The organism is Streptomyces sp. NPDC048297, from assembly GCF_043201585.1.
Taxonomy (GTDB): Bacteria; Actinomycetota; Actinomycetes; order Streptomycetales; family Streptomycetaceae; genus Streptomyces.
The window spans coordinates 87470-110205 of sequence record NZ_JBICZA010000008.1; the positions used below are offsets into that span (position 1 = coordinate 87470).

Annotated in this window: 21 protein-coding genes and 3 tRNA genes; 12 read left to right on the forward strand and 12 right to left on the reverse strand. The window is 71.0% G+C overall.

Translation table 11 applies throughout. The annotated features are described in order from the left end of the window. Positions 1-184 precede the first annotated feature (184 nt). The 8 genes from ACGFYV_RS11115 (at position 185) to ACGFYV_RS11150 (ending at position 5146) form a co-directional block, all read left to right on the forward strand. Positions 185-724: a hypothetical protein gene (locus tag ACGFYV_RS11115; protein WP_393878071.1), complete on the forward strand. Its 540-nt coding sequence runs from the start codon at positions 185-187 to the stop codon at positions 722-724. 65 nt (positions 725-789) lie between these two features. After that, the gene (gene tadA / locus ACGFYV_RS11120) at positions 790-1221 is read left to right on the forward strand and encodes a tRNA adenosine(34) deaminase TadA (protein ID WP_393878072.1); all 432 of its coding nucleotides are present in this window, start codon (positions 790-792) and stop codon (positions 1219-1221) included. 45 nt (positions 1222-1266) lie between these two features. Further along, positions 1267-1351 (forward strand) — tRNA-Ser (locus ACGFYV_RS11125). Positions 1352-1520: 169 nt separating this feature from the next. After that, positions 1521-1700 (forward strand): hypothetical protein, encoded by a 180-nt coding sequence (locus ACGFYV_RS11130; protein ID WP_393878073.1) that lies wholly within the window; start codon positions 1521-1523, stop codon positions 1698-1700. Between the two features lie 8 nt (positions 1701-1708). Continuing rightward, positions 1709-2002 (forward strand): Dabb family protein, encoded by a 294-nt coding sequence (locus ACGFYV_RS11135; protein WP_393878074.1) that lies wholly within the window; start codon positions 1709-1711, stop codon positions 2000-2002. A gap of 260 nt (positions 2003-2262) precedes the next feature. Next, positions 2263-3114, forward strand: a complete 852-nt coding sequence (locus ACGFYV_RS11140) for an RNA polymerase sigma factor SigF (protein WP_393878217.1) — start codon at positions 2263-2265, stop codon at positions 3112-3114. A gap of 318 nt (positions 3115-3432) precedes the next feature. Continuing rightward, positions 3433-4359: an RNA polymerase sigma factor SigF gene (locus ACGFYV_RS11145; protein WP_393878075.1), complete on the forward strand. Its 927-nt coding sequence runs from the start codon at positions 3433-3435 to the stop codon at positions 4357-4359. A 52-nt stretch (positions 4360-4411) separates the two neighbouring features. Beyond that, positions 4412-5146 (forward strand): hypothetical protein, encoded by a 735-nt coding sequence (locus ACGFYV_RS11150; RefSeq protein WP_393878076.1) that lies wholly within the window; start codon positions 4412-4414, stop codon positions 5144-5146. A gap of 93 nt (positions 5147-5239) precedes the next feature. Here ACGFYV_RS11150 and ACGFYV_RS11155 read toward each other — a convergent pair whose 3' ends face one another. Then, positions 5240-5434, reverse strand: a complete 195-nt coding sequence (locus ACGFYV_RS11155) for a hypothetical protein (protein WP_393878077.1) — start codon at positions 5432-5434, stop codon at positions 5240-5242. Between the two features lie 205 nt (positions 5435-5639). On the opposite strand from ACGFYV_RS11155, the gene ACGFYV_RS11160 reads away from it, so the two are divergent. From ACGFYV_RS11160 to ACGFYV_RS11175, 4 genes are all read left to right on the forward strand, one after another. After that, positions 5640-6134, forward strand: a complete 495-nt coding sequence (locus ACGFYV_RS11160) for a MarR family winged helix-turn-helix transcriptional regulator (protein ID WP_393878078.1) — start codon at positions 5640-5642, stop codon at positions 6132-6134. 13 nt (positions 6135-6147) lie between these two features. After that, positions 6148-8700, forward strand: a complete 2553-nt coding sequence (locus ACGFYV_RS11165; protein ID WP_393878079.1) for an MFS transporter — start codon at positions 6148-6150, stop codon at positions 8698-8700. A gap of 106 nt (positions 8701-8806) precedes the next feature. Further along, positions 8807-9628 carry a YceI family protein gene (locus ACGFYV_RS11170; protein ID WP_393878080.1) on the forward strand — a complete coding sequence of 274 codons (822 nt, stop codon included), beginning with the start codon at positions 8807-8809 and terminating at the stop codon, positions 9626-9628. A gap of 82 nt (positions 9629-9710) precedes the next feature. After that, positions 9711-10181, forward strand: coding sequence for a PPOX class F420-dependent oxidoreductase (locus ACGFYV_RS11175; RefSeq protein WP_393878081.1), 471 nt, complete (start codon positions 9711-9713; stop codon positions 10179-10181). 187 nt (positions 10182-10368) lie between these two features. Here ACGFYV_RS11175 and ACGFYV_RS11180 read toward each other — a convergent pair whose 3' ends face one another. From ACGFYV_RS11180 to ACGFYV_RS11230, 11 genes are all read right to left on the reverse strand, one after another. After that, a complete protein-coding gene (locus tag ACGFYV_RS11180; protein WP_393878082.1) occupies positions 10369-11124 on the reverse strand; it encodes a TetR/AcrR family transcriptional regulator in 756 nt (251 codons plus the stop codon). 67 nt (positions 11125-11191) lie between these two features. After that, positions 11192-12616 (reverse strand): MFS transporter, encoded by a 1425-nt coding sequence (locus tag ACGFYV_RS11185; RefSeq protein ID WP_393878083.1) that lies wholly within the window; start codon positions 12614-12616, stop codon positions 11192-11194. 74 nt (positions 12617-12690) lie between these two features. Continuing rightward, complete coding sequence (locus tag ACGFYV_RS11190; RefSeq protein ID WP_393878084.1) at positions 12691-14958, reverse strand: ArnT family glycosyltransferase; 2268 nt, start codon at positions 14956-14958, stop codon at positions 12691-12693. After that, a complete protein-coding gene (locus ACGFYV_RS11195) occupies positions 14955-16268 on the reverse strand; it encodes a glycosyltransferase (protein WP_393878085.1) in 1314 nt (437 codons plus the stop codon). The genes ACGFYV_RS11190 and ACGFYV_RS11195 overlap by 4 nt, the downstream gene beginning before the upstream one ends. A gap of 14 nt (positions 16269-16282) precedes the next feature. Further along, on the reverse strand, positions 16283-18055 hold the full coding sequence (locus ACGFYV_RS11200; protein WP_393878086.1) for an ATP-binding protein: 1773 nt from the start codon (positions 18053-18055) through the stop codon (positions 16283-16285). Beyond that, complete coding sequence (locus ACGFYV_RS11205; RefSeq protein WP_393878087.1) at positions 18052-18804, reverse strand: response regulator transcription factor; 753 nt, start codon at positions 18802-18804, stop codon at positions 18052-18054. The genes ACGFYV_RS11200 and ACGFYV_RS11205 overlap by 4 nt, the downstream gene beginning before the upstream one ends. A 105-nt stretch (positions 18805-18909) precedes the next feature. After that, entirely contained in the window at positions 18910-19815 is a 906-nt protein-coding gene (locus ACGFYV_RS11210) for a DUF2797 domain-containing protein (RefSeq protein ID WP_393878088.1), read from the reverse strand. A gap of 205 nt (positions 19816-20020) precedes the next feature. Then, positions 20021-21295 carry a hypothetical protein gene (locus ACGFYV_RS11215; RefSeq protein ID WP_393878089.1) on the reverse strand — a complete coding sequence of 425 codons (1275 nt, stop codon included), beginning with the start codon at positions 21293-21295 and terminating at the stop codon, positions 20021-20023. Positions 21296-21470: 175 nt separating this feature from the next. Beyond that, on the reverse strand, positions 21471-22121 hold the full coding sequence (locus ACGFYV_RS11220) for a class I SAM-dependent methyltransferase (RefSeq protein WP_393878218.1): 651 nt from the start codon (positions 22119-22121) through the stop codon (positions 21471-21473). A 174-nt stretch (positions 22122-22295) separates the two neighbouring features. Continuing rightward, positions 22296-22368: transfer RNA gene (locus tag ACGFYV_RS11225), tRNA-Arg, on the reverse strand. Positions 22369-22644: 276 nt separating this feature from the next. Beyond that, positions 22645-22735: transfer RNA gene (locus tag ACGFYV_RS11230), tRNA-Ser, on the reverse strand. Position 22736 lies beyond the last annotated feature (1 nt).

Below are 22736 nucleotides of genomic sequence, written 5' to 3' on the forward strand. Positions count from 1 at the left end.
CTGGTGGGTCGTTCACCGATGCACGATCGAAACAGCCAGACACAGGGTGTCGAAGACGTCCCCTGAACGCCTTGTTTCTGCCACGATTCCGAGTGGGTGGGGCTCGGAGCGAAGCTCTCTCCGCCCAGAACCTCCGCCGGGGGGACCCCCAACCGGCACGCCTACGACCAGTGGGAGAGTCACGGTGTACTTCGCCGCACTGCTCGCGCGCACCGAAGACGGGTGGGAAGCGAGCGACACAGAGCTCGACGATGTGGAGACCCTGTCGGATCTGGCCGACCTCGCCCGGGAAGCCTCTCCCGAGGAGGACACGGTTCTCGTCCTGATCGAGCAGGAGGACTCCTGGTTCGGTGTCGTCCGCGTGGACGGCGAGGAGGACCCTCGCATCTACGTCTCGGACGCCGCCGCCGCCCAGCGCAGCGCGTACGGCGAGCTGCTGCTCACCGACGAGCTGCTGGGCCGTGATCCCGGCGCCGACGACGGCACGGACCTGGACGCCCTGGACCTGGACGGCACCGAGGACGGTGAGTCCGGCGACGAGGACGAGGACGACGCGGCCGGCGCCTCCGGGGACGCCGTCCCGCACAGCCCGGTGGGCGACAGCCGGATCCTCGACGACCTGGGCGTCGACGAGAAGGAGCTGCGCTCGCTGGACGCCGATGACGCGCTGGGCGCGATCGCCGGGGCCCTGGGCGCCTCGGAGGTGCTGGAGACCGTCCGCTGACCGCACGACAGGCCCCGGAAGCCGCAGGCGCTCCCGACCCGGTACGGGACCGCTGGCGGGCGGCGATGCGACTCGCCCTGGACGAGGCCGAGCGGGCCGTCCGGGGCGGGGACGTGCCCGTCGGCGCCGTCGTGCTGTCCCCGGACGGCACGACGGTCCTCGGGGCCGGGCACAACGAGCGCGAGGCCACCGGTGACCCCACGGCCCACGCGGAGGTCCTCGCGCTGCGCCGGGCCGCCCGGTCCCTCGGGGAGTGGCGGCTCACCGGCTGCACGCTCGTGGTCACGCTGGAGCCCTGCACGATGTGCGCGGGCGCGCTGGTGCAGTCCCGGGTGGACCGGGTGGTCTACGGCGCCCGCGACGACAAGGCGGGCGCGGCGGGCTCCCTGTGGGACGTCGTACGCGACCGCAGGCTCAACCACCGGCCCGAGGTCGTCGAGGGCGTCCTGGCCGAGGACTGCGCGCGGCTGCTCACGGACTTCTTCCGGGACCGCTGAATACCGATTTCGGACCACACACCACCGTGCTGTAAGGTCTCTCCCGGTAGCGTGTCCGAGCGGCCGAAGGAGCTCGCCTCGAAAGCGAGTGTGGCGCAAGTCACCGAGGGTTCAAATCCCTCCGCTACCGCTTATGAAGGGCCCCGTCAGCTGACGGGGCCCTTCATGCGCATACCCTCAAGTGGCGAAGAGGGGGCGGACGTTACACTCACCGCCGGCAACAGGGGGCCCACGCGGCACAGGCAACGGGGCACCGGCAGCAGAGCACAGACGACGGGGCACAGACAGGGGAGGCCGCGGTGGCGGTGAACGCCAAGAAGATCGCCGTGTACGCGCTCGTGGTCTTCGGGCTGTACGTGATCATCACGAACCCGGCGAAGGCGGCCGACTACGTCCAGATAGGCTTCGAGGGCATATCGGACGCGGCCAAGGCCATAGGCGACTTCATGACCTGGGTCGTCAATGGAGGAAAGAACTGAGGTAGCCCATGATCCGCCACCTGGTCCTCTTCAAGCTCAACGAGGGCGTCGAGCGCGACGATCCGCGGGTCGTGGCAGGCGCCAAGGCCTTCCGGGAGCTCGGCGACCAGATCGAGGAGCTGCAATTCTGGGAGTGCGGCTGGAACGTCTCCGACCGCCCCATCGCCTACGACTTCGCGATCAACTCCGCGGTCGAGGACGCGGACGCGCTGAAGCGCTATGCCGAGCACCCCGCCCACCAGGCCGGCGTGGCCATCTGGCGGGAGTTCGCCACGTGGGTGATGGCCGACTACGAGTTCTGAGCCGTACCCGCCCTCCGGAAGCCGTCCGGAAGCCCTCCAGAGGCTCCCCGGAAGCCTTCCGGAAGCTCCCCTGAAGTCCTCCGGGAGCCCCCTCGAAGCGAGCCCTCCGCCGGAAACGGCGGGGGGCTTTCGTGCGTCTCGGGACCCAACTTAGCCCAGTTTGAACACAACACGGCGTTATCGGGTGCTTGCACACAGTGCACATGTCTTGTGATGCTATGACCGCTTTTGACGGATGATTGACCGATGAAGAGGTGGCGTTGACCGTGTCGGCCAGTACTGCGCCGCCCCAGGCGGAGGCGCCCGCCCCCGCCCCCGTTCCGCCCACTTCTCCCGCCCCCGAGAAGCGTCGCGGCGCAGACACCCGAGCCCTGACCCAGGTGCTCTTCGCCGAACTGAAGGACCTCGCGCCGGGCACGCCGGAGCACACCCGGGTACGGGGAGCGCTCATCGAGGCCAACCTCCCGCTCGTGCGCTACGCCGCCGCCCGCTTCCGCTCCCGCAACGAGCCGATGGAGGACGTGGTCCAGGTCGGCACCATCGGCCTGATCAACGCCATCGACCGCTTCGACCCGGACCGGGGCGTGCAGTTCCCGACCTTCGCGATGCCGACCGTGGTCGGGGAGATCAAGCGCTACTTCCGGGACAACGTCCGCACCGTCCACGTACCGCGCCGGCTGCACGAGCTGTGGGTGCAGGTCAACAGCGCGACCGAGGACCTGACGACAGCCTTCGGGCGCTCCCCGTCGACCGCCGAGATCGCCGAGCGGCTCCGGATCAGCGAGGAGGAGGTGCTGTCCTGCATCGAGGCGGGACGCTCGTACCACGCCACCTCGCTGGAGGCCGCGCAGGAGGGCGACGGGCTGCCGGGCCTGCTGGACCGGATCGGCTACGAGGACCCGGCCCTGGACGGCGTGGAACACCGCGACCTCGTCCGGCATCTCCTCGTCCAACTCCCCGAACGCGAACAGCGAATCCTGCTGCTGCGCTACTACAGCAATCTCACCCAGTCACAGATCAGCGCGGAACTCGGCGTCTCCCAGATGCACGTCTCGCGCCTCCTCGCCCGGAGTTTCCAGCGGCTGCGTTCCGCGAATCGCATCGAGGCATAGGAGCATGACGGGCGCACGGGAGCACAACCCCGAACACACCAGGTCACACGCGTTCGCAAGCAAGATCGATCGTTAACCGTCGAGAGCGAATCGCTCACCAGGGCTGTTCCCGACAGTTGTGCGCCGAAAAAGCGTCAGACCCCTTCTTTCCAGGGCCGATTCACCTCCGGTGTGTCGACATGTCTCTACAGCGCGTTGCCGACATGTGACATTCTGCGGGAAGCGCGTTTGCCGGACCTCCCGCTCCGGTATTCAGGTGAAGGTCGCGTTGCCCGACAGGCAGCGCGCCACGACCGTCCGCGACCCAAAGGGGGTGGCATGTCCGCAGACAAGGGCAGCTCGAAGGTGCTCACGCCCACGAGCGAGGCAGCGCCCAAGGAGCTCGACGTCCTCGACGGCATCGAGGGCGTCTCGGCCCTCGACACCGTGCCGTCCCCCGCCGGTGCGGCGCCGACCCCCGAGCCGGTCCTGCCGGCCACGGCGGACATCGACACCCGCACCCTGTCCCGCTCCCTGTTCCTGCGGCTCGCCGCCCTCGGCGAGGACAGTCCCGAGCGCGGCTACGTCCGGGACACCCTGATCGAGCTGAACCTCCCGCTCGTGCGCTACGCGGCGGCCCGCTTCCGCTCGCGCAACGAGCCGATGGAGGACATCGTCCAGGTCGGCACGATCGGCCTGATCAAGGCGATCGACCGCTTCGACTGCGAACGGGGCGTGGAGTTCCCGACGTTCGCGATGCCGACGGTCGTGGGCGAGATCAAGCGCTTCTTCCGCGACACCTCCTGGTCGGTGCGCGTCCCGCGCCGCCTCCAGGAACTGCGCCTGGCCCTCACCAAGGCCAGCGACGAGCTCTCCCAGAAGCTCGACCGCTCCCCGACGGTGACGGAGCTGGCCGCCGTGCTCGGCGTCTCCGAGGAGGACGTCGTCGACGGCCTCGCGGTCGGCAACGCCTACACCGCCTCCTCGCTGGACTCCCCGGCCCCGGAGGACGACGGCGGCGAGGGCTCCCTGGCGGACCGCCTCGGCTACGAGGACACCGCGCTGGAGGGCGTGGAGTACCGCGAGTCCCTCAAGCCGCTGCTGGCCAAGCTGCCGCCCCGCGAACGCCGGATCATCATGCTGCGCTTCTTCGCCAACATGACCCAGTCGCAGATCGGCGAAGAGGTCGGCATCTCCCAGATGCACGTGTCCCGGCTGCTGACCCGGACGCTGGCGCAGCTGCGGGAAGGGCTCATCTCCGACTGAGGGTTCTTCACCGAGGGTTCTTTTCTGACGGAGCGTCAGCCACCATGGCGGAATGCTTCGTACGACATGGACACATGGCCGCCGGGGCGCGCTCGTGGCAGCGTCGGCGGCCGTCGTGTGCCTGGGTGTGACGCTGGGCGCCTGCGGTGGCGGCGACGGCCGGGACGGTTACGTGGCGGTGGGCGCGGTGCCGGGCCCCGGGAAGACGTCCGGCGCCCCGACCGGGGGCGTACGGATGGTCCCGCTGGACGGACCGAGCAGGACGGCCGGACCGGCCGGGACGGCCGCGGGTTCCACGGGGAGCGCCAACTCGGCGATCGGTACGGGGACTTCGGGCCGGCCCTCGGAGCAGGATCCTCCGGCCGCCGAAGGCACCGCGCCCGGCGCGACGGCCGACGGGACCGGTGCCGCGCAGGGAGACCTCTCACCGACGCCGGCCCCCTCGCATACGAAGCCTCACGCACCTCCCACGCCCCCCGCCCCCGCGAAACTCACCTGGAGCGACCCGACGGGTGAGGCCACGGACCAGCGGTGGTGCGAGAAGGTGACCGTCACCTTCGACAACTTGGGCGGTACGGCCGTGCGTTCGGGGACGGTGACGTTCGGGACGCACATCATCGGCCTGCTCGGCATCGACTGGGGCACGGTCGGCTCGACCGAGGACCTGCCGGTGCCGATCGCGGCCGGGGCGCGCGAGAAACACACCTGGACGGTGTGCGTCGACGCGTGGCGCGTCCCGCTGGGGATGCACGTCGAGACGCGGGACGTGTCCGTCCGGTGGGAGTGAGCGCCGCAGCGGACTCCTGACGGACCCGCGGGCCCGCAGGTACGGTCACGGACCCGCGGGCCCGCCAGGCACTGGGCGAGTTCAGCTACCGCATCACTTCAGCGCGAGCCAGGCCACCGCCGCGACGACGGCCACGGCCACGACGATGCCGACGATCAGGCCGATGCGCGGACCGGAGGAGGCGGCCTGCTGCTGCTGCGCCTGGGGAGCCTCGTCGACGAACGCGCGGAACATCTGCGTGCTGCCGGCGGGGTCGTAGTTGCCCTGGGGGCCCTGGGTGTTAGCCATGGCCCGAGACACTAGCGAATACAGGGGTGCGGCCCAAGTGCGGGGCCATCGGGACAGAGGGGGGCACCTCACCCGCGGCGACCTGCACGTTTACGTTCGCAATACTTGCCTTTGCCAAGTTTTTGCGCCACCCCTCGCCCATTTGTTTGCCTGCAGCAACCAAACAGGCTTATGGTTGCCCCAAGCAACGAATACGGGAGGTGTGATGGCCGGGCAGGCGCAGTTCGAGGAGCTGGCACGTCAGCTCAGCGCCGTCGGCGCCGTCAAAAGGGACATGGGGCGGATCCTGCCCCCCGACTGTCCGGGCGGCTCGGCAGCCGTGCTGACGCTGCTCGGCCGCCACGGCGACATGCGCATGAGCAAGCTCGCCGAGCTGCTGGCCGTGGACATGTCGGTCACCAGCCGGCACGTGGCGCACGTCGCCGACCGCGGCTGGATCGAGCGGTCGCCGGACCCCGCGGACAAGCGCTCGCGCATCCTGCGCCTGACACCTACGGGCCAGGAGCAGCTGGACGAGCTGTCGCGGCGGACCACACACCTGCTCACCGAGCGGCTGGGCGACTGGAGCGACGACGACGTCGGCGAACTGATCCGCCTGATGACGCGTCTACGCGCATCGTTCGGTGACTGCCGGTCCGCCCCGCCGCGGCCGTCCGCGCCCGTACTCGAAGAGACCACCCGTACACCCGCAAGAACGTAAGAAAAGGAAGCCCATGGCAACGACCACACCAGCCGGTGTGCGGGCCCACGCCAAGCACGGGGGAGGCTCCCAGGGGACCTCCGGGCATGCCCCGATGACCCACCGGCAGATCATGGAGGCCCTGTCCGGGCTTCTGCTCGGCATGTTCGTGGCGATCCTGTCGTCCACGATCGTCTCCAACGCCCTGCCGCACATCATCGGAGACCTCGGCGGCGGCCAGTCCGCCTACACCTGGGTGGTCACCGCGGCCCTGCTGGCGATGACCGCGACGACCCCCCTGTGGGGCAAGCTCGCCGACCTGTACAGCAAGAAGGCACTCGTCCAGATAGCCCTGGTCATCTACGTCCTGGGATCCGCCGCCGCCGGTCTGTCGCAGAACGCCGGCATGCTGATCGCCTGCCGTGTCGTGCAGGGCGTCGGCGTCGGCGGTCTGTCCGCGCTGGCGCAGATCGTCATGGCCGCGATGATCTCCCCGCGTGAGCGCGGCCGTTACTCCGGCTACCTGGGCGCCACCTTCGCGGTCGCCACCGTCGGCGGCCCGCTGCTCGGCGGTGTCATCACCGACACCTCCTGGCTCGGCTGGCGCTGGTGCTTCTACGTCGGTGTCCCCTTCGCCGTCATCGCGCTGATCGTCCTGCAGAAGACCCTGCACCTGCCCGTGGTCAAGCGGGACGTCAAGGTCGACTGGGGCGGCGCGTTCTTCGTCTCCGCCGCCGTCTCCCTGCTGCTGGTCTGGGTCACCTTCGCCGGTGACAAGTACGACTGGATCTCGTGGCAGACGTACGCGATGGTCGGCGGCTCGATCGCCCTCGGCGCGTTGTTCGTCCTCGTGGAGGCCAAGGCCAGCGAGCCGATCATCCCGCTGCGGCTGTTCCGCAACCGCACGATCACGCTCGCGTCCCTCGCCTCGCTGTTCGTCGGTGTCGCGATGTTCACCGGCACCGTGTTCTTCAGCCAGTACTTCCAGCTGGCCCGCGACAAGTCCCCGACGATGTCCGGTGTCCTGACCATCCCGATGATCGGTGGTCTGTTCATCTCCTCGACCGTCTCGGGTCAGTTCATCACCCGCACCGGCCGCTGGAAGGCGTGGCTGGTCAGCGGTGGCGTGCTGGTGACCGCCGGCCTGGCGCTGCTCGGCGGCATCCGGTACGACACGGACTACTGGAAGATGGCCATCTTCATGGCCCTGCTGGGTCTCGGCATCGGCATGATGATGCAGAACCTGGTCCTCGCCACGCAGAACCAGGTGGCCCCCTCGGACCTCGGCTCGGCCAGCTCCACGGTCACCTTCTTCCGCTCCCTCGGCGGTGCGGTCGGCGTCTCCGCCCTCGGCGCGGTGATGGCCCACCGGATCACGCACTACGTCCAGGACGGCATCTCCTCGCTGAGCCCCAAGTACCAGGCTGCCATGGCCGGTTCGGGCTCCACCGACAGCATCCCGGACATGAACGCGCTGCCGAAGCCCATCCGGACGCTGCTGGAGAGCGCCTACGGCCACGGCATCGCCGACGTCTTCCTCATCGCGGCCGCCCTCGCCGCCGTCGCCTTCCTGATCACGCTGTTCATCAAGGAGGTCCCGCTGCGGACCAAGGGCGCGCTGGCCCAGGCCGCCGACGGTGAGACCCCGGCCGAGGCCCCGGCCCCCGTCGAGGCCGCCGTCATGGAGAGCACCACCGAGCTGCCGGCCCTGGAGCGGGTGCCCGCGTGGGCCGTCCCCGCGGCCGACGAGAACGCCGCCGCGGCGAGCGCCGCCACGCAGCTCACCGCCGTCGCCACCCTCGCCGAGCCCGGCTCCGCCGGCACCGGCGGCACCCCGGTGCACGGCTACGTCCGCGGCGCCGAGAGCGCCCCGGTCCCGCAGGCCGCGATCACGCTGATCTCGCTGTCCGGCCGCCAGCTGGGCCGCTCGGTCGCCCAGGCCGACGGTTCCTACTCGCTGGCCGCCCCGGGCACCGGCTCGTACGTGCTGATCGCCTCCGCCGACGGCTACCAGCCACAGGCCTCCACGATCGTGGTGGGCGAGGAGGCGCTGTCGTACGACATCCTGCTCAGCGGCACCAGCGGGCTGACCGGTGTCGTCCGGGCGACCGGGAGCGCGCTGCCGGTCAAGGACGCCATGGTGATCGTCACCGATGTGCGCGGGGACCTGCTGGCCAGCGCCGCAACCGGTGAGCAGGGCGAGTTCGCCTTCGCCGACCTGGTGCCGGGCGTGGTGACCGTCGCGGTCAACGCGAGCGGTTTCCGGCCGCGGGCGCTGCCGGTCGAGGTGGCGACCACCGGGATCACCCGGGTCGAGGTCGCCCTGGACGCCGGCGCCCGGCTGCAGGGTGTCGTCCGCGCCCCGCACGGTCCGCTGGCCGACGCCCGCGTGACCCTCGTGGACGCGGCGGGCAACGTGGTCGGCACCGCCACCACCGGGACGGACGGGGCGTACGCCTTCGCCGACCTGAACACCGGCGACTACACCGTCATCGCCACGGGCTACCCGCCGGTCGCCACCGCGCTGACCGTCGCCGGCCCCGGCACCGACGGCCACGACATCGAACTCGCCCACCCCGGCGAGTAGTACGGCCACCGGCCCGTGGTGCGCGCACCGCCATGCGCGCACCACGGGCCGGATCCTTTACGACCCATGTGTAAGCGTTCGTAGTGCCTTGCAGGGAGAAAACGGGATGGGACTGACCGCGAGGATCCGCACCCGGGACGGATGGGCCGTGTCGCACGCGGTCGTCACGGTGACCGACATGACCGGCACCCAGGTGCTGCGCGCCGAGGCCGACGCCGAGGGCGCCGTGCGGGACACCACCGAACTGGCACCGGGGGCGTACACGGTGATCGTGACCGCCGTGGGGTACGCGCCCGTCGCCTCCAGCGCGATCGTCACCGCGAGCGGCCGGGCCGAGGTGGGCGCGGTCACGCTGACCCGGCAGGGCGGCACCGAACTGCCGCCGCCCGGCCCGTGGACCATCGACCCGGTCCACTCCTCCGTCGCCGCCGTCGCCCAGCACCTGGGGATCTCCAGCGTGCACGGCCGGTTCACCGAGTTCGGCGGGGCGATCGAGATCGCGCCGGACGACGTCGCCAAGTCCCGGGTGGAGGCGGTGATCCGGGCCGCGTCCATCGACACCGGCAACGGGATGCGCGACACGCACCTGCGGTCCGCCGACTTCCTCGACGTCGAGCGGTACCCCGAGATCACGTACCGCTCGACCGGTCTGACGCAGGCCGGTCCGGACCGCTGGACGGTGCACGGCGATCTGTCGATGCGCGGGATCGTCCGGCCGGTCGACCTGGACCTGGCCTACCTCGGCACCGGCGCCGACCCGTGGGGCGGCACCCGGGCCGCGTTCCGCGCGACGGCCGAACTGCACCGCGAGGACTTCGCGATGAACTACAACCAGGTCCTCCAGGCGGGCATCGCCGCCATCGGCACGACCCTCAGGATCGAGCTGGACGTCCAGGCCGTCCAGGGCGACGCTCTGCCGCAGGCCTAGGCACGGCAGGCGCAGCAGGCATAGCGGTCCTGGGCACAGCAGGGTCAGGCACATCCCGGGCGGCTGCCCCTAGGCTGCGGCCATGGCACCGAACATCGCGACCAACACGCGTGTATCACGGGACGAACTGCTGGACTTCGTACGGCCCCGCCACCGCGCCCTGCTCCTCACCCGCCGCTCCGACGGCACCCCGCAGGCCTCTCCGCTGACCTGCGGGGTCGACGACTCGGGGCGCATCGTGGTCTCGACCTACCCCGAGCGCGCCAAGACCCGTAACGCCAAGCGGGACCCGCACGTCAGCGTGGTCGTCCTCAGCGACGAGTGGAACGGACCCTGGGTCCAGATCGACGGCACCGCCGAGGTCCTGGACGTCCCCGAGTCCGTCGAGCCGCTGGTCGAGTACTTCCGCAACATCTCCGGTGAGCACCCCGACTGGGACGAGTACCGGGAGGCGATGGTCAAGCAGGGGAAGTCGATCATCCGGGTGACACCGCAGCGGTGGGGGCCGGTGGCCACCGGCGGCTTCCCGGCGGGGGTCGCTCCGCGGGACTGACGGTGGCCTGAGGGGTCGGGGTTGAGTCGCCTGAGCGGCCGGGAGTGAGTCGCCTGACAGCTCGGGGGGTGAGTCGCCTGACAGCTCGGGGGCGGGGTGCGCGGGCGGCTGCGGGTCGTCCGTGGTTGCTCGCGCGGTTCCCCGCGCCCCTTCAGGGCGCTTCAGCCGGCGTTCCTTTGGGGGCGCTTCAGCCGGCGTTCTTCTTCACCATCGCCTCGATCCCGGCGATCAGGAGGTCCAGGGCGAAGGCGAAGTCGCGGTCCATCATCTCGGCGACCGTGTCCCCGCCCCGGGCCGCCATGATGTCCTCCGCCTCGTGGATGACATCGGCGGTCTCCGGGGTCTCGGCCACCATGCGCATGGCCTGCTGGTGGTACTCGTCCGCGCTCAGCCCGGTGTCCGCGATCCGGGCGAAGAAGTGGCCCTCGATCGTGCCGTAGCCGTACACGAACTGGAAGACGGCCGAGATCGCCCCCGTCACGCCGTGCGCGGGCAGCCCCGTCCGGCGGACCACCCGCTGCACCACTCGGGAGAAGGCGAGCGAGTTCGGGCCGATGTTGAGATAGCGCCCGGCGAGCGGGGACAGCCAGGGGTGGCGCACCAGCAGCGCCCGGTACTCGGTGGCCAGCCCCCGCAGCTGGTCGCGCCAGTCGGCGCCGGTGTCCTCCAGGTCGGGCAGCGGCAGCTCGCCGTAGGCGGCGTCCAGGGCGAGTTCGAGCAGGTCGTCCTTGGTGTCGACGTACCAGTACAGGGACATCGCGGTGACGTTCAGCTCGCCGGCCAGCCGCCGCATGGAGAACTTCTGCAGCCCCTCGGCGTCCAGCAGCCGTACGGACACCGCGGTGATCCGCTCCCGGTCGAGCCCGGAGGGCTGCGTGCTCCGCCCGCCGCGCCGCGCCTTGCCTCCCAGCCAGACACTGCCTCGCGCAGCTGACTCCGCCATCGGCGCACCCTCCTGAAACTCCGGCCACTTCTCTAGATGCTAGGGCTGCGACGAACCTCCCGGGCTCTCAGACGGCCTTCCGCTCCGCCCGCCGCAGCAGCCCCGCGGCCAGCACTCCCCCGGCCAGCACGGCGACGGCGCCCACCAGTTGCCCCGCCCCGAGCCCGGCCGACAGCGACCGCCCCGAGGCGACGGACGAACTGAGCACGGCACCCAGCACGGCCACCCCCAGCCCGTTGCCGAACTCGGCGAGAGTGCCGTTGATCCCGGCGCCCACGCCCGCCTTCTCCGGCGGGATCGCGCTCATGATGGCGTGCGCCATGGCCGGGTTGGCGATCGCGCACCCCGCCCCGATCAGCACCAGACCCAGCAACGTTCCCGTGTAACCCGTGGAATCCAGCTCCGCGACGGACACCAGGCCCAGGGACATCAGCACCATCCCGACCGCGACGGACACCGGTGTCCCCAGCCGCGCCGCCCACTTCGCCGACAGCCCGGTGAAGTTGAGCAGCACGACCACCAGCGCCAGCGGCGCCGTTCGCAGGCCCGCCTCCAACGGTTCGTATCCGAGCACGAGTTGAAGGTGCTGGGTCAGCAGGAACAGTGCACCGCCCATCCCGAAGGTGATCAGCACGGCCCCGGCGACCGCCCCGGTGAACCTGCGGTTCCGGAAGAAGCGCAGATCGAGCATCGGCCCCTCCACCCGGCTCTCCCAGAAGCCGAAGAGGCCGAGCACCACCACCGCGACGGCCGCCGGCGCGAGCACCCGCGACGAGGTCCAGCCGTGGTGCGGCCCGGAGATGATCGCGAACACCAGGCAGGCCATGCCGACGGTCGACAGCAGCGCGCCCGGCGGGTCCGGGCGGTCACCGCGCGGACTCTTCGACTCGGGTACGAGGGCGACGACCGCGACCAGGCCCAGCGCCGCGACCGGGATGTTGACCAGGAAGATCGCGCCCCACCAGAAGTGGTCCAGCACGAAACCGCCGATGAGCGGGCCCGTGGCGAAACCCAGCGCGTTGACCGCGCTCCAGATGCCGATCGCCCGCGGCTGCTCCTCGGGAGCGAAGATCTGCATGGCCACGGCGAGGGTGGTGGTCAGCAGCAGCGCGCCGCCGACGCCCATCCCGGCCCGCGCGGCGATCAACTGGGCCGTGCTGTCCGCGAGTCCGGCCGCCAGCGAACCGATCCCGAACAGGACGAGCCCCGCGATCAGCATCTTCTTCCGGCCGTACCGGTCGGCCGCGCTGCCCGCGGTGAGAAGCAGACCGGACTGCACCAGCGAGTACGCGTTGATCATCCACTGGATGTCGGAGGTGTCCGCGTGCAGCTCGCGGGTGAGCGAGGGGATGGCCACGTTCAGGACGGTGTTGTCGAGCAGGACGGTGAGCTGGGCGAGGCAGATGACGCCGAGGATGAGCCAGCGTTGGGGGTGACCTGGGGAGACGGCGGGAGCGGGGGTGGAGGCGGGGGCGGGGGCGGGGGCGGGCATGTTGTACACCGTATAGCGGTCGCTATACGGTGTACAACATGCTTCGGGTCAGCCGCTCGCCCTCTGCTCTTCTGCTACTGCTTCTGCGTGAGGTCGTAGAACGTGGCCGAGCCGGCCGTCACCTTCTTGAAGGTGCTCTCGACCCACGCGCTGATCTGCGAGCCGGTCGAGCCGCCACCGCCGCCGCCACCGGTTTCACCACCGCCGAAGCCTCCGCCGCCGCCGAAGCCGCCGCCCGCGATGAAGTAGTGGATCCTTCCGTCCGCCACGTACTTCTTGAACTGGCCGAGCGTCGGGGACGGGTCCGTTCCGTTGAAGCCGCCGATCGCCATCACCGGGTCACCGGTGGCCAGTTGGTAGCTCGCGGCGTTCTGGGAGCCGATGGAGGCGGCGACCCAGGTGTAGTTCCCGGCGTCCTTCTCCAGCAGCTTCTTGGCGGCGGAGCCGACCTTCGCGCCGTCCAGCAGGCCGCCGGCACCGCCACCGCCCATACGGCCGCCCTCGCCCATGGCGCCGCCCCGGCCGCCGGTGTTCTGGCCGGGCATGCCCCCGCCGGGGAAACCCTGGCCTTGCCCCTGGCCCGGCAGGGCACCACCCGGCATACCGCCGCCGGCGCCGAACCCACCCCGCGCTGCCCCACCGAAGCCATCGAAGCCGCCGAAACCCCCGAAGCCGCCCTTTCCGCCCGGCCTGCCCCCGCCGAAGCCCATCCTGCTCGCGCCCGCCGGGCCGGCCGTCGGGATGGAGCCGGTGTGGGCGGAGTTCACCGTGCTGAGGGTGTATGCCGTCGGGCCCGCGAGCGCGGCCACCAGGCCGGCCGCCGCCGCACCGAGCGCGAGCCGCCGCGGGATCCGGCCGGCGAAGACCAGCCCGAACGCGGCCGCGAGCCCGCCGACCAGGACCAGCCACTTCAGCCAGGGCAGATAGCCGGAGGTGCGGTTGAGCAGGACGTATCCCCAGGCCGCGGCGGCCACCACGGAGGCGGCGAGGGTGAGCGACGCCCAGGTCTGCTTCCGCCTCTCCCACAGCAGCCCGGCGCCCATGCCGGTCACGGCGGCGATGTACGGGGCGAGGGCCACCGTGTAGTACTGGTGGAAGATGCCCGCCATGTAGCTGAACACCGCCATGGTGATCAGCAGCGAGCCGCCCCACACCAGGAACGAGGCGCGCGTGACGGACGTCCGTCGTGCCTTCCTGGTCGCCCACAGGGCCGCGACCAGCAGGATCAGCGCGGCCGGGATCAGCCAGGAGACCTGGCTGCCGACCTCGGAGTTGAACATCCGGTCCCAGCCGGTGGAACCCCAGGCGCCTCCACCGCCCATACGGCCGCCGGGACCTGCGGCACCGCCGCCTCCGAAGCCACCGCCTCCGACGCTGCCGGTCTCCTCGCCGTTGATCCGGCCGAGGCCGTTGTAGCCGAAGGTCAGCTCCAGGAAGCTGTTGTGCTGCGAACCGCCGACGTAGGGGCGGGAGGAGGCCGGCCACAGCTCGACGACCGCGACCCACCAGCCGCCGGACACGACGAGCGCGACCGTGGCCAGGCCCAGCTGCACCAGCCGCTTGCGCAGCCGCACCGGACCGCACACCGCGTAGACGATCGCCAGCGGCGGCAGGATCACGAAGGCCTGGAGGGTCTTGGCGAGGAACGCGAACCCGAGCGCGACCCCCGCCCGCACCAGCCACCCGGTCCGCCCGTCCTCCACGGCCCGTACGACGAAGTAGCAGGCCAGCGACATCAGCAGGGCGAGGAGCGCGTCCGGGTTGTCGAACCGGAACATCAGCGCCGCGACCGGGGTGAGCGCGAGCACCGCGCCCGCGATCAGGCCGGCCGCCGGGCTGAACCTGCGCCGTACCGCCGCGTACACGACCGCCACCGTGCCGACGCCCATGAGGACCTCGGGGGTGAGGATCGCCCACGAGTTGACGCCGAAGATCCGCGCCGACAGTTCCATCGGCCACATGAAGGCCGACGGCTTGTCGACGGTGATGGCGTTGCCCGCGTCCAGCGAACCGAAGAAGAACGCCTTCCACGACGTGCTGCCCGCCTGGACGGCCGCCGCGTAGAAGGAGTTGGCGTAACCGGAGGCGCTGAGGTTGCAGAGGTAGGTGACGAGGGTGGCGGCGAGCAGGGCGAGGAAGGCCGGGCGCGCCCAGCGCGGATCCTCGGGACGGCCGCGCCACAGCCTCCGCACGAACGGCTGCCGGGGCGCGGGGGCCGCCGGGGGAGCGGCCGGGCCCTGCTGGGCCGCCTGGTCCGTTCCAGCCAGCTGATCCGAACCAGCCGTCCGGGCCGACGGGGCCGACGGGGCCGGCTGTGCCGAGGGGTCGTAGTGGGTGGTCATCGGGGCTCCCCCGGGTCGGTGTCGTGAGGCAGGCGGCGCACCGGCTGCGGGTTTGGCCGCGGGTACGGCTCGTGGCGGTCCGGGAAGACCCAGGCGCGGAAGAGCAGGAAACGCAGGACGGTCGCCGCGAGGTTGGCGGCGATGAGGACCGCCAGCTCGGTGGAGTGCGCGGGGTTGCCGGTGGCCGCGTTCAGGGCGGCCAGGGAGCCGCTGGTCAGGGCGAGTCCGATGGCGAACACGACCAGGCCCTGCGCCTGGTGGCGTACCGCGCCGCCCCGGCCGCGCACCCCGAAGGTGAGCCGGCGGTTGGCGGCCGTGTTGGCGACCGCCGAGACCAGCAGGGCGAGCGCGTTGGCGGTCTGGGAGCCGGAGAAGTGCCGGAAGAGGCTGTAGAGCGCCAGGTAGAACAGCGTCGACAGGCCCCCGACCACGCAGAACCCGACGACCTGGCGGGCCAGCCCCCTGGGCACGTCCTTGATCTCGCGGTCGCGCGGGTCGTCGCCGAAGGGCCGGGTGAGCCGGTCCAGTGGCAGCGAACCGGTCGCCAGGGCCCTGCCGATACGCCACACGCCCCTGAGGTCGTCGGTGGCCGTCTTCACGATGTGCACGGTGGAGTCCGGGTCGTCGACCCAGTCGACCGGCACCTCGTGGATCCGGAGCCCGGCCCGCTCGGCGAGCACCAGCATCTCGGTGTCGAAGAACCAGCCGGTGTCCTCCACCAGCGGCAGCAGCGCCTGGGCCACGTCCCGCCGGATCGCCTTGAAGCCGCACTGCGCGTCGGAGAAACGGGCCTGGAGGGAGCCGCGCAGGATCAGGTTGTAGGCCCGGCTGACGACCTCCCGCTTGGGTCCGCGCACCACCCGGGAGGTACGGGCGAGCCGGGAGCCGATCGCGAGGTCGGAGTGGCCCGAGATCAGCGGTGCCACCAGCGGGAGCAGGGCGTTGAGGTCGGTGGACAGGTCGACGTCCATGTAGGCGAGGACCGGCGCGTCGGACGCGGACCACACGGCCGCGAGGGCGCGCCCGCGGCCCTTCTGCTCCAGCCGGACGTGGGCGACCCCGGGGAGTTCGTCCGCCAGCAGCGCCGCGACCCGCGGGGTGCGGTCCGTGGACGCGTTGTCCGCGACGGTGATGCGGAAGGCGTAGGGGAAGGTGCGGGTGAGGTGCGCGTGCAGGCGCAGCACGCACGGCCTGAGGTCCTTCTCCTCGTTGTGGACGGGGATCACCACGTCCAGGACAGGCGTTCCGGCGTCCTTGGCCGGGAGGTGCTCCCGCGCCGGCAGGGTGCCGGGAGAAGAGTCGGTTCGCATGGAACCGACTCTTCTCATCCGCCCTGTCGCGTCCGTGTGGTGAGGCTGTGCCGTACCTGTGAGTGCTGTCGCGCGGGTGTTTCGGGTGAGGGCTGTCGCGCGGGTGTTTCGAGCGTGGGAAGTGGCGCGGCGACGGCGGCGGCGATTACGGGGACGGACGCGGGCAGACTCACGGTGAACACCGTGCGGCCCGGGACGCTGTCCACGCTCACGGCACCGCCGTGCGCGGCGGCGACGGCCCGCACGATGGCGAGACCCAGACCGGTGGACCCGGCGGAACCGGCGGAACCGGCGACACGGGAGCGGGCGGAATCCCCGCGCGCGAACCGCTCGAAGACGTGCGGCAGCAGGTCCGGTGGGATGCCCGGCCCGTCGTCCTCGACGTCGACGCACGTCCACGTCGGCATCCGTGGCCCGCCGCGCCGCACGCGCGCGGTGACGGTCGTACCGGGCGGGGTGTGGTTGCGGGCGTTGCCCAGCAGGTTGACCAGCACCTGGTGCAGGCGGGCCGCGTCGGCGCGGACGAGCGCCGGCTCGTCGGGCAGGTCGAGCCGCCAGGTGTGGTCCATGCCGGCCGCGCGGACGTCGCTGACGGTGTCCACGACGAGCGGCACGAGGTCGGTCCGCTCGAACTGCAGCGGCCGGCCGGCGTCCAGCCGGGCGAGCAGCAGCAGGTCCTGCACGAGGAGGGTCATCCGCCCGGCCTCGGACTCGATCCGGCCGAGGGCGTGCCGGGTGTCGGGCCCGACCTCCTCCCGGCCGCGCCGGGTCAGCTCGGCGTATCCCCGTATCGAGGCGAGCGGGGTCCGCAGCTCGTGGCTGGCGTCGGCGACGAACTGCCGTACCCGCGTCTCGCTCTCCTGCCGGGCGTGCAGGGCGCCGTGGACGTGGTCGAGCATCCGGTTGAGCGCGGCGCCGACCTGGCCGACCTCGGTGTGCGGGTCGCACTCGGACTCCGGGACCCGCTCGCTGAGGTTCACCTCGCCGCTGTGCAGGGGGAGTTCGGAGACCCGGGTGGCGGTGGCGGCGACCCTGCGCAGCGGGCGGGTGGCGACGCCGACGATGACGGTGCCGGCGAGACAGGCGGCGAGCAGGCCCGCCACGGTGACGCAGACCTCGACGAGGATCAGGGTGTCGATGTTGTCGTCGACGTCCTTGGTGGGCAGGGCGACGTAGTAGGCGTCGCCGCTGTCCGGGCTCTGCCTGTACCGGACGCGGTAGTTCCCGAGACCGGGCAGCTCCACCGTGTGCGCCCTGCCGTCCTTCGGCACCTGGCCGAGCAGCCGCCGCTGCGCGGTGGTGAGGGAGACGGTGTCCATCCTGCGGAACCGGTGGTAACTGTCGTTCACCTGAACGGCCTTGCCCGAACTGACGAGGGAACCGCCGCGCACGTACGCCGCGACCGTGCCGGGCTGCGTCGGGCCCATGGTGAGCAGGCGCTCGATCCGCCCGCCCGGCGTGTCGGCGGCCTGGGCCGGCGGGTCGGGCTCCGGGGCGGCCGGTGCCGTACCGCCGGGGGCCTGCGGATACCCGGCGCCCGCCGCGCGCATCGCGATCTCGCCGACCTTGTCGTCGAGCTGGTCGTACAGATGGGTCCGCAGGGCCAGCGTGGTCACGGTGCCGATCACCGCGCACACCACGGCGATCAGCACCACGGAGACGACGACGAGCCGGGTCCGCAGGGTGCGCGGCTGCCCCGCTCGCCACTGCCTCTGGCTCTGGCTCTGCTGCCTCTGCTGCCTCTGCTGTCGCGGACCCGGTTGCCCGTCAGCGGACCGTCCGCTCACGACGCGGCGGGCGTGACCGCGGGTTTGATCAGATAACCGGCTCCGCGCCGCGTGTGGATCATCGGTTCCCGCCCGGCGTCGATCTTCCGGCGCAGATACGAGATGTACAGCTCGACCACGTTGGCCTGCCCGCCGAAGTCGTACGACCACACGCGGTCCAGGATCTGCGCCTTGCTGAGCACGCGGCGCGGATTGCGCATCAGGAAGCGCAGCAGCTCGAACTCGGTGGCGGTCAGGTGGATGTTCCGGCCGGCCCGCGAGACCTCGTGGCTGTCCTCGTCCAGGGTGAGGTCCCCGACGACCAGCACGGAGTCGGAGCGCCGGTCGGCCGCCCCGGAGCGCCGGATGAGTCCGCGCAGCCGGGCCACGACCTCCTCCAGGCTGAAGGGCTTGGTCACGTAGTCGTCGCCGCCCGCCGTGAGCCCGGCGATACGGTCCTCGACGGCGTCCTTGGCGGTGAGGAAGAGGACCGGCACGTCGGGCATCTCACGGCGCAGCCGCCCCAGCACGGCCAGCCCGTCCATGTCGGGCAGCATCATGTCCAGGACGACGACGTCGGGCCGGAACTCACGAGCCGCCTGTACGGCGCCCTGCCCGTCCCCCGCACTCCTGATCCGCCAGCCCTCGTAACGAAGGGCCAGGCTCAGCAGTTCGGTGATCGACTGCTCGTCGTCCACCACCAGCACGCGGACGGGACTCCCGTCCGGCCTCAGCAGTTCCGTGCGCCCCTGGGGCGAGGTCGTGGTCATGGCGGACACCATGTCGCTGTCCTCTGAAAGAAGGCTTTCCTCAATCTGTGAATTGCCTGAGAAACACGGAGGGGCACTCCACCGCACATCCGTATACAGGCGGGGTCAGAACAACCCGTCCTGCTCCCGCCTCCTGAACTCCCGTACCGGGAGGCCGAATCCAGCGCCGGCCGCGGGCAACGGACCCGCAGTCAGCGGAGACGCGGGCACCGGCACCAGCTCCCACCCGGCCAGCAGCCGTGTGTCGAGGACGACGACCCCGCGTCCGGCGACCGCCAGATGCAGATCGGGCCCCGCCGCCGCGACCAGCTCCCCGCTCACTGCACCGCCCGGCACCAGCTCGACGACGTCACCGACGGCCGCCGGTCCGTGCCCGAGCCCGAACACCCCCACATGGTCGACGGGACGGCACGGCTCCCGGACCAACGACTCGGGCCACCCGTCGAGTACGACGGCCCGTGCGTGCAACTCCCGTACTTCCTGCGCCCGTTCGTCCTCCGTCTCCGGCAACACCGCCCGTACGGCCCGCTTCTCGGCGTACGGAATCCGGTCCGGCACCTGGAGGGCCGCCCGCAACAGCTCCTCGGTGCGGCGGGCGGCCATCAGCGGCCCGGCGCCGAGCCAGGTGAAACAGACGGCCCCCTGTTCGAGCAGCCGCGCCGAGCCACGCTCCACCGCGGTGATACCGACCTTGACCATGCCCGGCCCGAACCACGCCAGGTACACCCGGTACGGCCGCGGATCGTCGGCGATGGTGTCCGCGGCCACGGAGTGCGCCCGGTCCAGCCGCGCACACTCCTCGCACCGCGCCCCCGTACTCCGCCCCGACACCACGGCCCGCACCGGACATGCGTTCCCCCGCGCCCCCACACACGTCCGCACACCCCCCTGCGGCACCGCGAAGGCGACCCGCTTCCCCCACGTCAGCCCACTGCGCCGCCCGCCCTCCCACAGCAACACGGGCCCTTCGGGCGACCAACGCAGTCCCGAGCACTTCCACATCTGTGCCATCACGTTTGAGGGTAGGGGCTGGGTCTGACAACGGCCCGCGGCCGGTAGCGAGGGCTCAGCTGGTGAATTGGTGAATTGGTGAATTGGTGAGCTGGTGAATTGGTGAGCTGGTGAATTGGTGAGCTGGTGAATTGGTGAGCTGGTGAATTGGTGAGCTGGTGAATTGGTGAATTGGTGAGCCGGTGAGGCCTCAGCCGGTACGGACTCAGCTTCGGCAGGCGTCGGGGCCCTTCTTGGCGAAGGAGGTCTTGGAGCAGTAGGTGACGGTCGGGTAGTAGTCGCCCATCACCTTCGCCGGGTCGTCGCCCTTCCCGACCTTCTGGACCGCCTGGTGGAAGTTGCCCGCCGGGAGCATGTTCCGCAGGAGCAGGACGCCGGTGACGTCGGTGGGTCCCCAGTCGAGCCAGGTGACCCCGTGTCCGGTCGTGGCGTTGGAGGGGCGGTCCGCCGGGGTGGACACGACGTAGGTGTAGCGCCCGTTCTTGTCGGTGGCGGTCTGGAAGTCGGCGGCGCAGGCGGTGACCGGGTAGGGGAAGCGGTTCTGGCTCTGGCAGAGCGACCAGTACCGCAACCGGGACGGGGTGAGCACGGACCGGCCGTTGACGGTGTCGGGGAACGTGGGCGCCTTGCCGCGGACGACCGCGACGCGGCCCTTCTCGTACTTCAGCGGCGTGCACAGGTATTTGTTGTACGGGTTGGGGAACAGCCCGCCCGTCTTGTCGGGCACCGCGAAGCCCGGATCACTCGGCGTGGACGTCCCGCAGCCCTCGAACGTCGCTCCGGGCGGCTCGTGCTTCTTCACCAGGTCCCTCAACTCGGTGGCGACCGGCCCCGAGGGACCCTTCGCCCGGTCCGCGCCGGGGCACGCCGTGACCGCCTTGGGGCTGCTGCCCTGCCGCTGGACGGTCAGGGCGGGCAGCGGCACTCCGCCGGTGATGTCGGAGTCCTTGTCCGGGACGTAGATCCGCAGCACCAGCCAACCCACTCCCGAATCGGCGCTGTTCGCGGTGGCGGCGAGGGTGTTGCCCCCGGAGCCGGCGGCGACACCGGGCTCGACGGTGACCCGGTAGCGGTGCTGCGCGGGATCCGTGCCCGCGTCCGTGACGGCGAACGGGTTCTTGCTGCCCGGACCCGGCGCGATCTGGTGGTCGGCGAGCGAGTCGACGGGCGAGCCCGTGGCGTCGTACGCGGTCAGCGAGGTGAACCGGGCGGACGGATACGTCCCGTCCACCGCGATGCGGTCCCCCTTGCCGAGCCGGTACGGCATCAACCAGTAGGTCGCGTTGGTCTCGGGGAAGGCGAAGTTCAGCCTGCCCGGCCGCACGACAGCCGGCCACGCGCACGACACCTCGGGAGCCGCAGCGGCCACCCCGGTCCGCCCCGGGACAGCGACCGCCGACGACGGCGCCGTCAGCAGTGTCACGGCCGCCAGCCACGCCGGCGCGGAGACCTTCACAGTTCGCCAAGGGGCACACGTCATGAAAGCCCCTCCGTCCACGGGTGTCGGGAGCGGCGGAAAGGAGACGTCCCCGCAGAACCCCACCCCGGGCACCGGCACACGACGCGCCCCACACCCCCGGAACGCCACCGCCACCCCCCAGTCTCACTCCACCCCGACCCCCCTGCAACTGATCGCCGACGGTGGTGGGCACGTTCTAGACGGTGGTGGGCACGTTCTCGTGGAGCCGGGCCAGCAAGTGGGCGTCGAGGAAACCCCGCTCAGAAGCCGGATCGTGGACCAGCCGGGCGAACGTGACGAGCCCGGCTCCCGCCAGCGACTCGGCGAACCGGTCCACCGGCCAGCCGTAGGCGGGCGTCACCTTGTGGTCGAAGCGGACCGGCTCCGGCCCGTCGGTCGCGAAGAACGAGACCAGGAACAGTCCCCCTGGTGCCAGCACACGTACCTGCTCGGCGAGCAGCGCCGGCAGTTCCCCGGGCGGGGTGTGAATCATCGAGTAGTGAGCCAGCACACCGCCGAGCGCGCCGTCCTCGACCGGCAGAGCCTCCATCCGCGCCTCCTCGAACCGCAGCGCCGGACGGGCCCGCCGGGCATGCTCGACCATGCCCGGGGAGAGGTCGAGCCCAAAGGCATCCAGCCCCAGCTCGTGCAGCATGGCCGTCAGATGTCCGGGCCCGCACCCGACATCGGCCACCCGCGAGTTCCCCGTCGCCCGCACCAGCTCGGCAAAGGTGCCGATCATGTTCCGCGAGAACGGCCGCGTCTCCAACCGATCGTCGAACAACGACGCATACAGCTCGACGACCCCGTCATAGGCCACCCTGGTCTCGTCCTGGTGCTCCCTCACGGGCACGGAAGCTAGCATCCGCGAGGCAACCGCCCATGACCTCTGCGGTTCCCGCAAGATCTTGCTCGCCACCTGTCGCGGCCGTTCCCCCCACCTGGCCCGCCCGCACTTCGCTGCTGCGTACGCCCTTGAAACGAAAGAGGCCCCGGATTTCTCCGGGGCCTCTCGTCTATGTGCACTCGGCAGGATTCGAACCTGCAACCTTCTGATCCGTAGTCAGATGCTCTATCCGTTAAGCTACGAGTGCTTGTTCTTTTGTTTTTTGTCTTTGCTCCCGGCCCTTCCGGCCCGCTCGCGGCGACAGGAAGAACATTACATGACTGCCGCCGCCATGTGAAATCCGATTCACGCACCCCTTGTGACCTGCGAAAACGCCGATCGGGTGAGCGGTGGGGTGCAGCGCGTGGCCGGGGGGGCGCGGGCTGGGGAGGGCGGTCGCGGAGGGTGGGCGGGGCTGGGGGTGCGGGGAGTTCCGGGAATGCCGAAACCCCGGTCCTGGGGACCGGGGTTTCGGGATCAGGTGCGGAGGCGGAGGGATTTGAACCCTCGATGGGCTTTAAGACCCAAACCGCATTAGCAGTGCGGCGCCATAGACCGGACTAGGCGACGCCTCCA

Bases quoted from the DNA above. Each gene is read 5' to 3' on its own strand.
- tadA (WP_393878072.1), top strand. From the start codon at position 790: ATGCGACTCGCCCTGGACGAGGCCGAGCGGGCCGTCCGGGGCGGGGAC.
- ACGFYV_RS11135 (WP_393878074.1), top strand. From the start codon at position 1,709: ATGATCCGCCACCTGGTCCTCTTCAAGCTCAACGAGGGCGTCGAGCGC.
- ACGFYV_RS11145 (WP_393878075.1), top strand. From the start codon at position 3,433: ATGTCCGCAGACAAGGGCAGCTCGAAGGTGCTCACGCCCACGAGCGAG.
- ACGFYV_RS11150 (WP_393878076.1), top strand. From the start codon at position 4,412: ATGCTTCGTACGACATGGACACATGGCCGCCGGGGCGCGCTCGTGGCA.
- ACGFYV_RS11155 (WP_393878077.1), bottom strand. From the start codon at position 5,434: ATGGCTAACACCCAGGGCCCCCAGGGCAACTACGACCCCGCCGGCAGC.
- ACGFYV_RS11160 (WP_393878078.1), top strand. From the start codon at position 5,640: ATGGCCGGGCAGGCGCAGTTCGAGGAGCTGGCACGTCAGCTCAGCGCC.
- ACGFYV_RS11165 (WP_393878079.1), top strand. From the start codon at position 6,148: ATGGCAACGACCACACCAGCCGGTGTGCGGGCCCACGCCAAGCACGGG.
- ACGFYV_RS11170 (WP_393878080.1), top strand. From the start codon at position 8,807: ATGGGACTGACCGCGAGGATCCGCACCCGGGACGGATGGGCCGTGTCG.
- ACGFYV_RS11175 (WP_393878081.1), top strand. From the start codon at position 9,711: ATGGCACCGAACATCGCGACCAACACGCGTGTATCACGGGACGAACTG.
- ACGFYV_RS11180 (WP_393878082.1), bottom strand. From the start codon at position 11,124: ATGGCGGAGTCAGCTGCGCGAGGCAGTGTCTGGCTGGGAGGCAAGGCG.
- ACGFYV_RS11185 (WP_393878083.1), bottom strand. From the start codon at position 12,616: ATGCCCGCCCCCGCCCCCGCCCCCGCCTCCACCCCCGCTCCCGCCGTC.
- ACGFYV_RS11190 (WP_393878084.1), bottom strand. From the start codon at position 14,958: ATGACCACCCACTACGACCCCTCGGCACAGCCGGCCCCGTCGGCCCCG.
- ACGFYV_RS11195 (WP_393878085.1), bottom strand. From the start codon at position 16,268: ATGCGAACCGACTCTTCTCCCGGCACCCTGCCGGCGCGGGAGCACCTC.
- ACGFYV_RS11205 (WP_393878087.1), bottom strand. From the start codon at position 18,804: ATGACCACGACCTCGCCCCAGGGGCGCACGGAACTGCTGAGGCCGGAC.
- ACGFYV_RS11210 (WP_393878088.1), bottom strand. From the start codon at position 19,815: ATGGCACAGATGTGGAAGTGCTCGGGACTGCGTTGGTCGCCCGAAGGG.
- ACGFYV_RS11215 (WP_393878089.1), bottom strand. From the start codon at position 21,295: ATGACGTGTGCCCCTTGGCGAACTGTGAAGGTCTCCGCGCCGGCGTGG.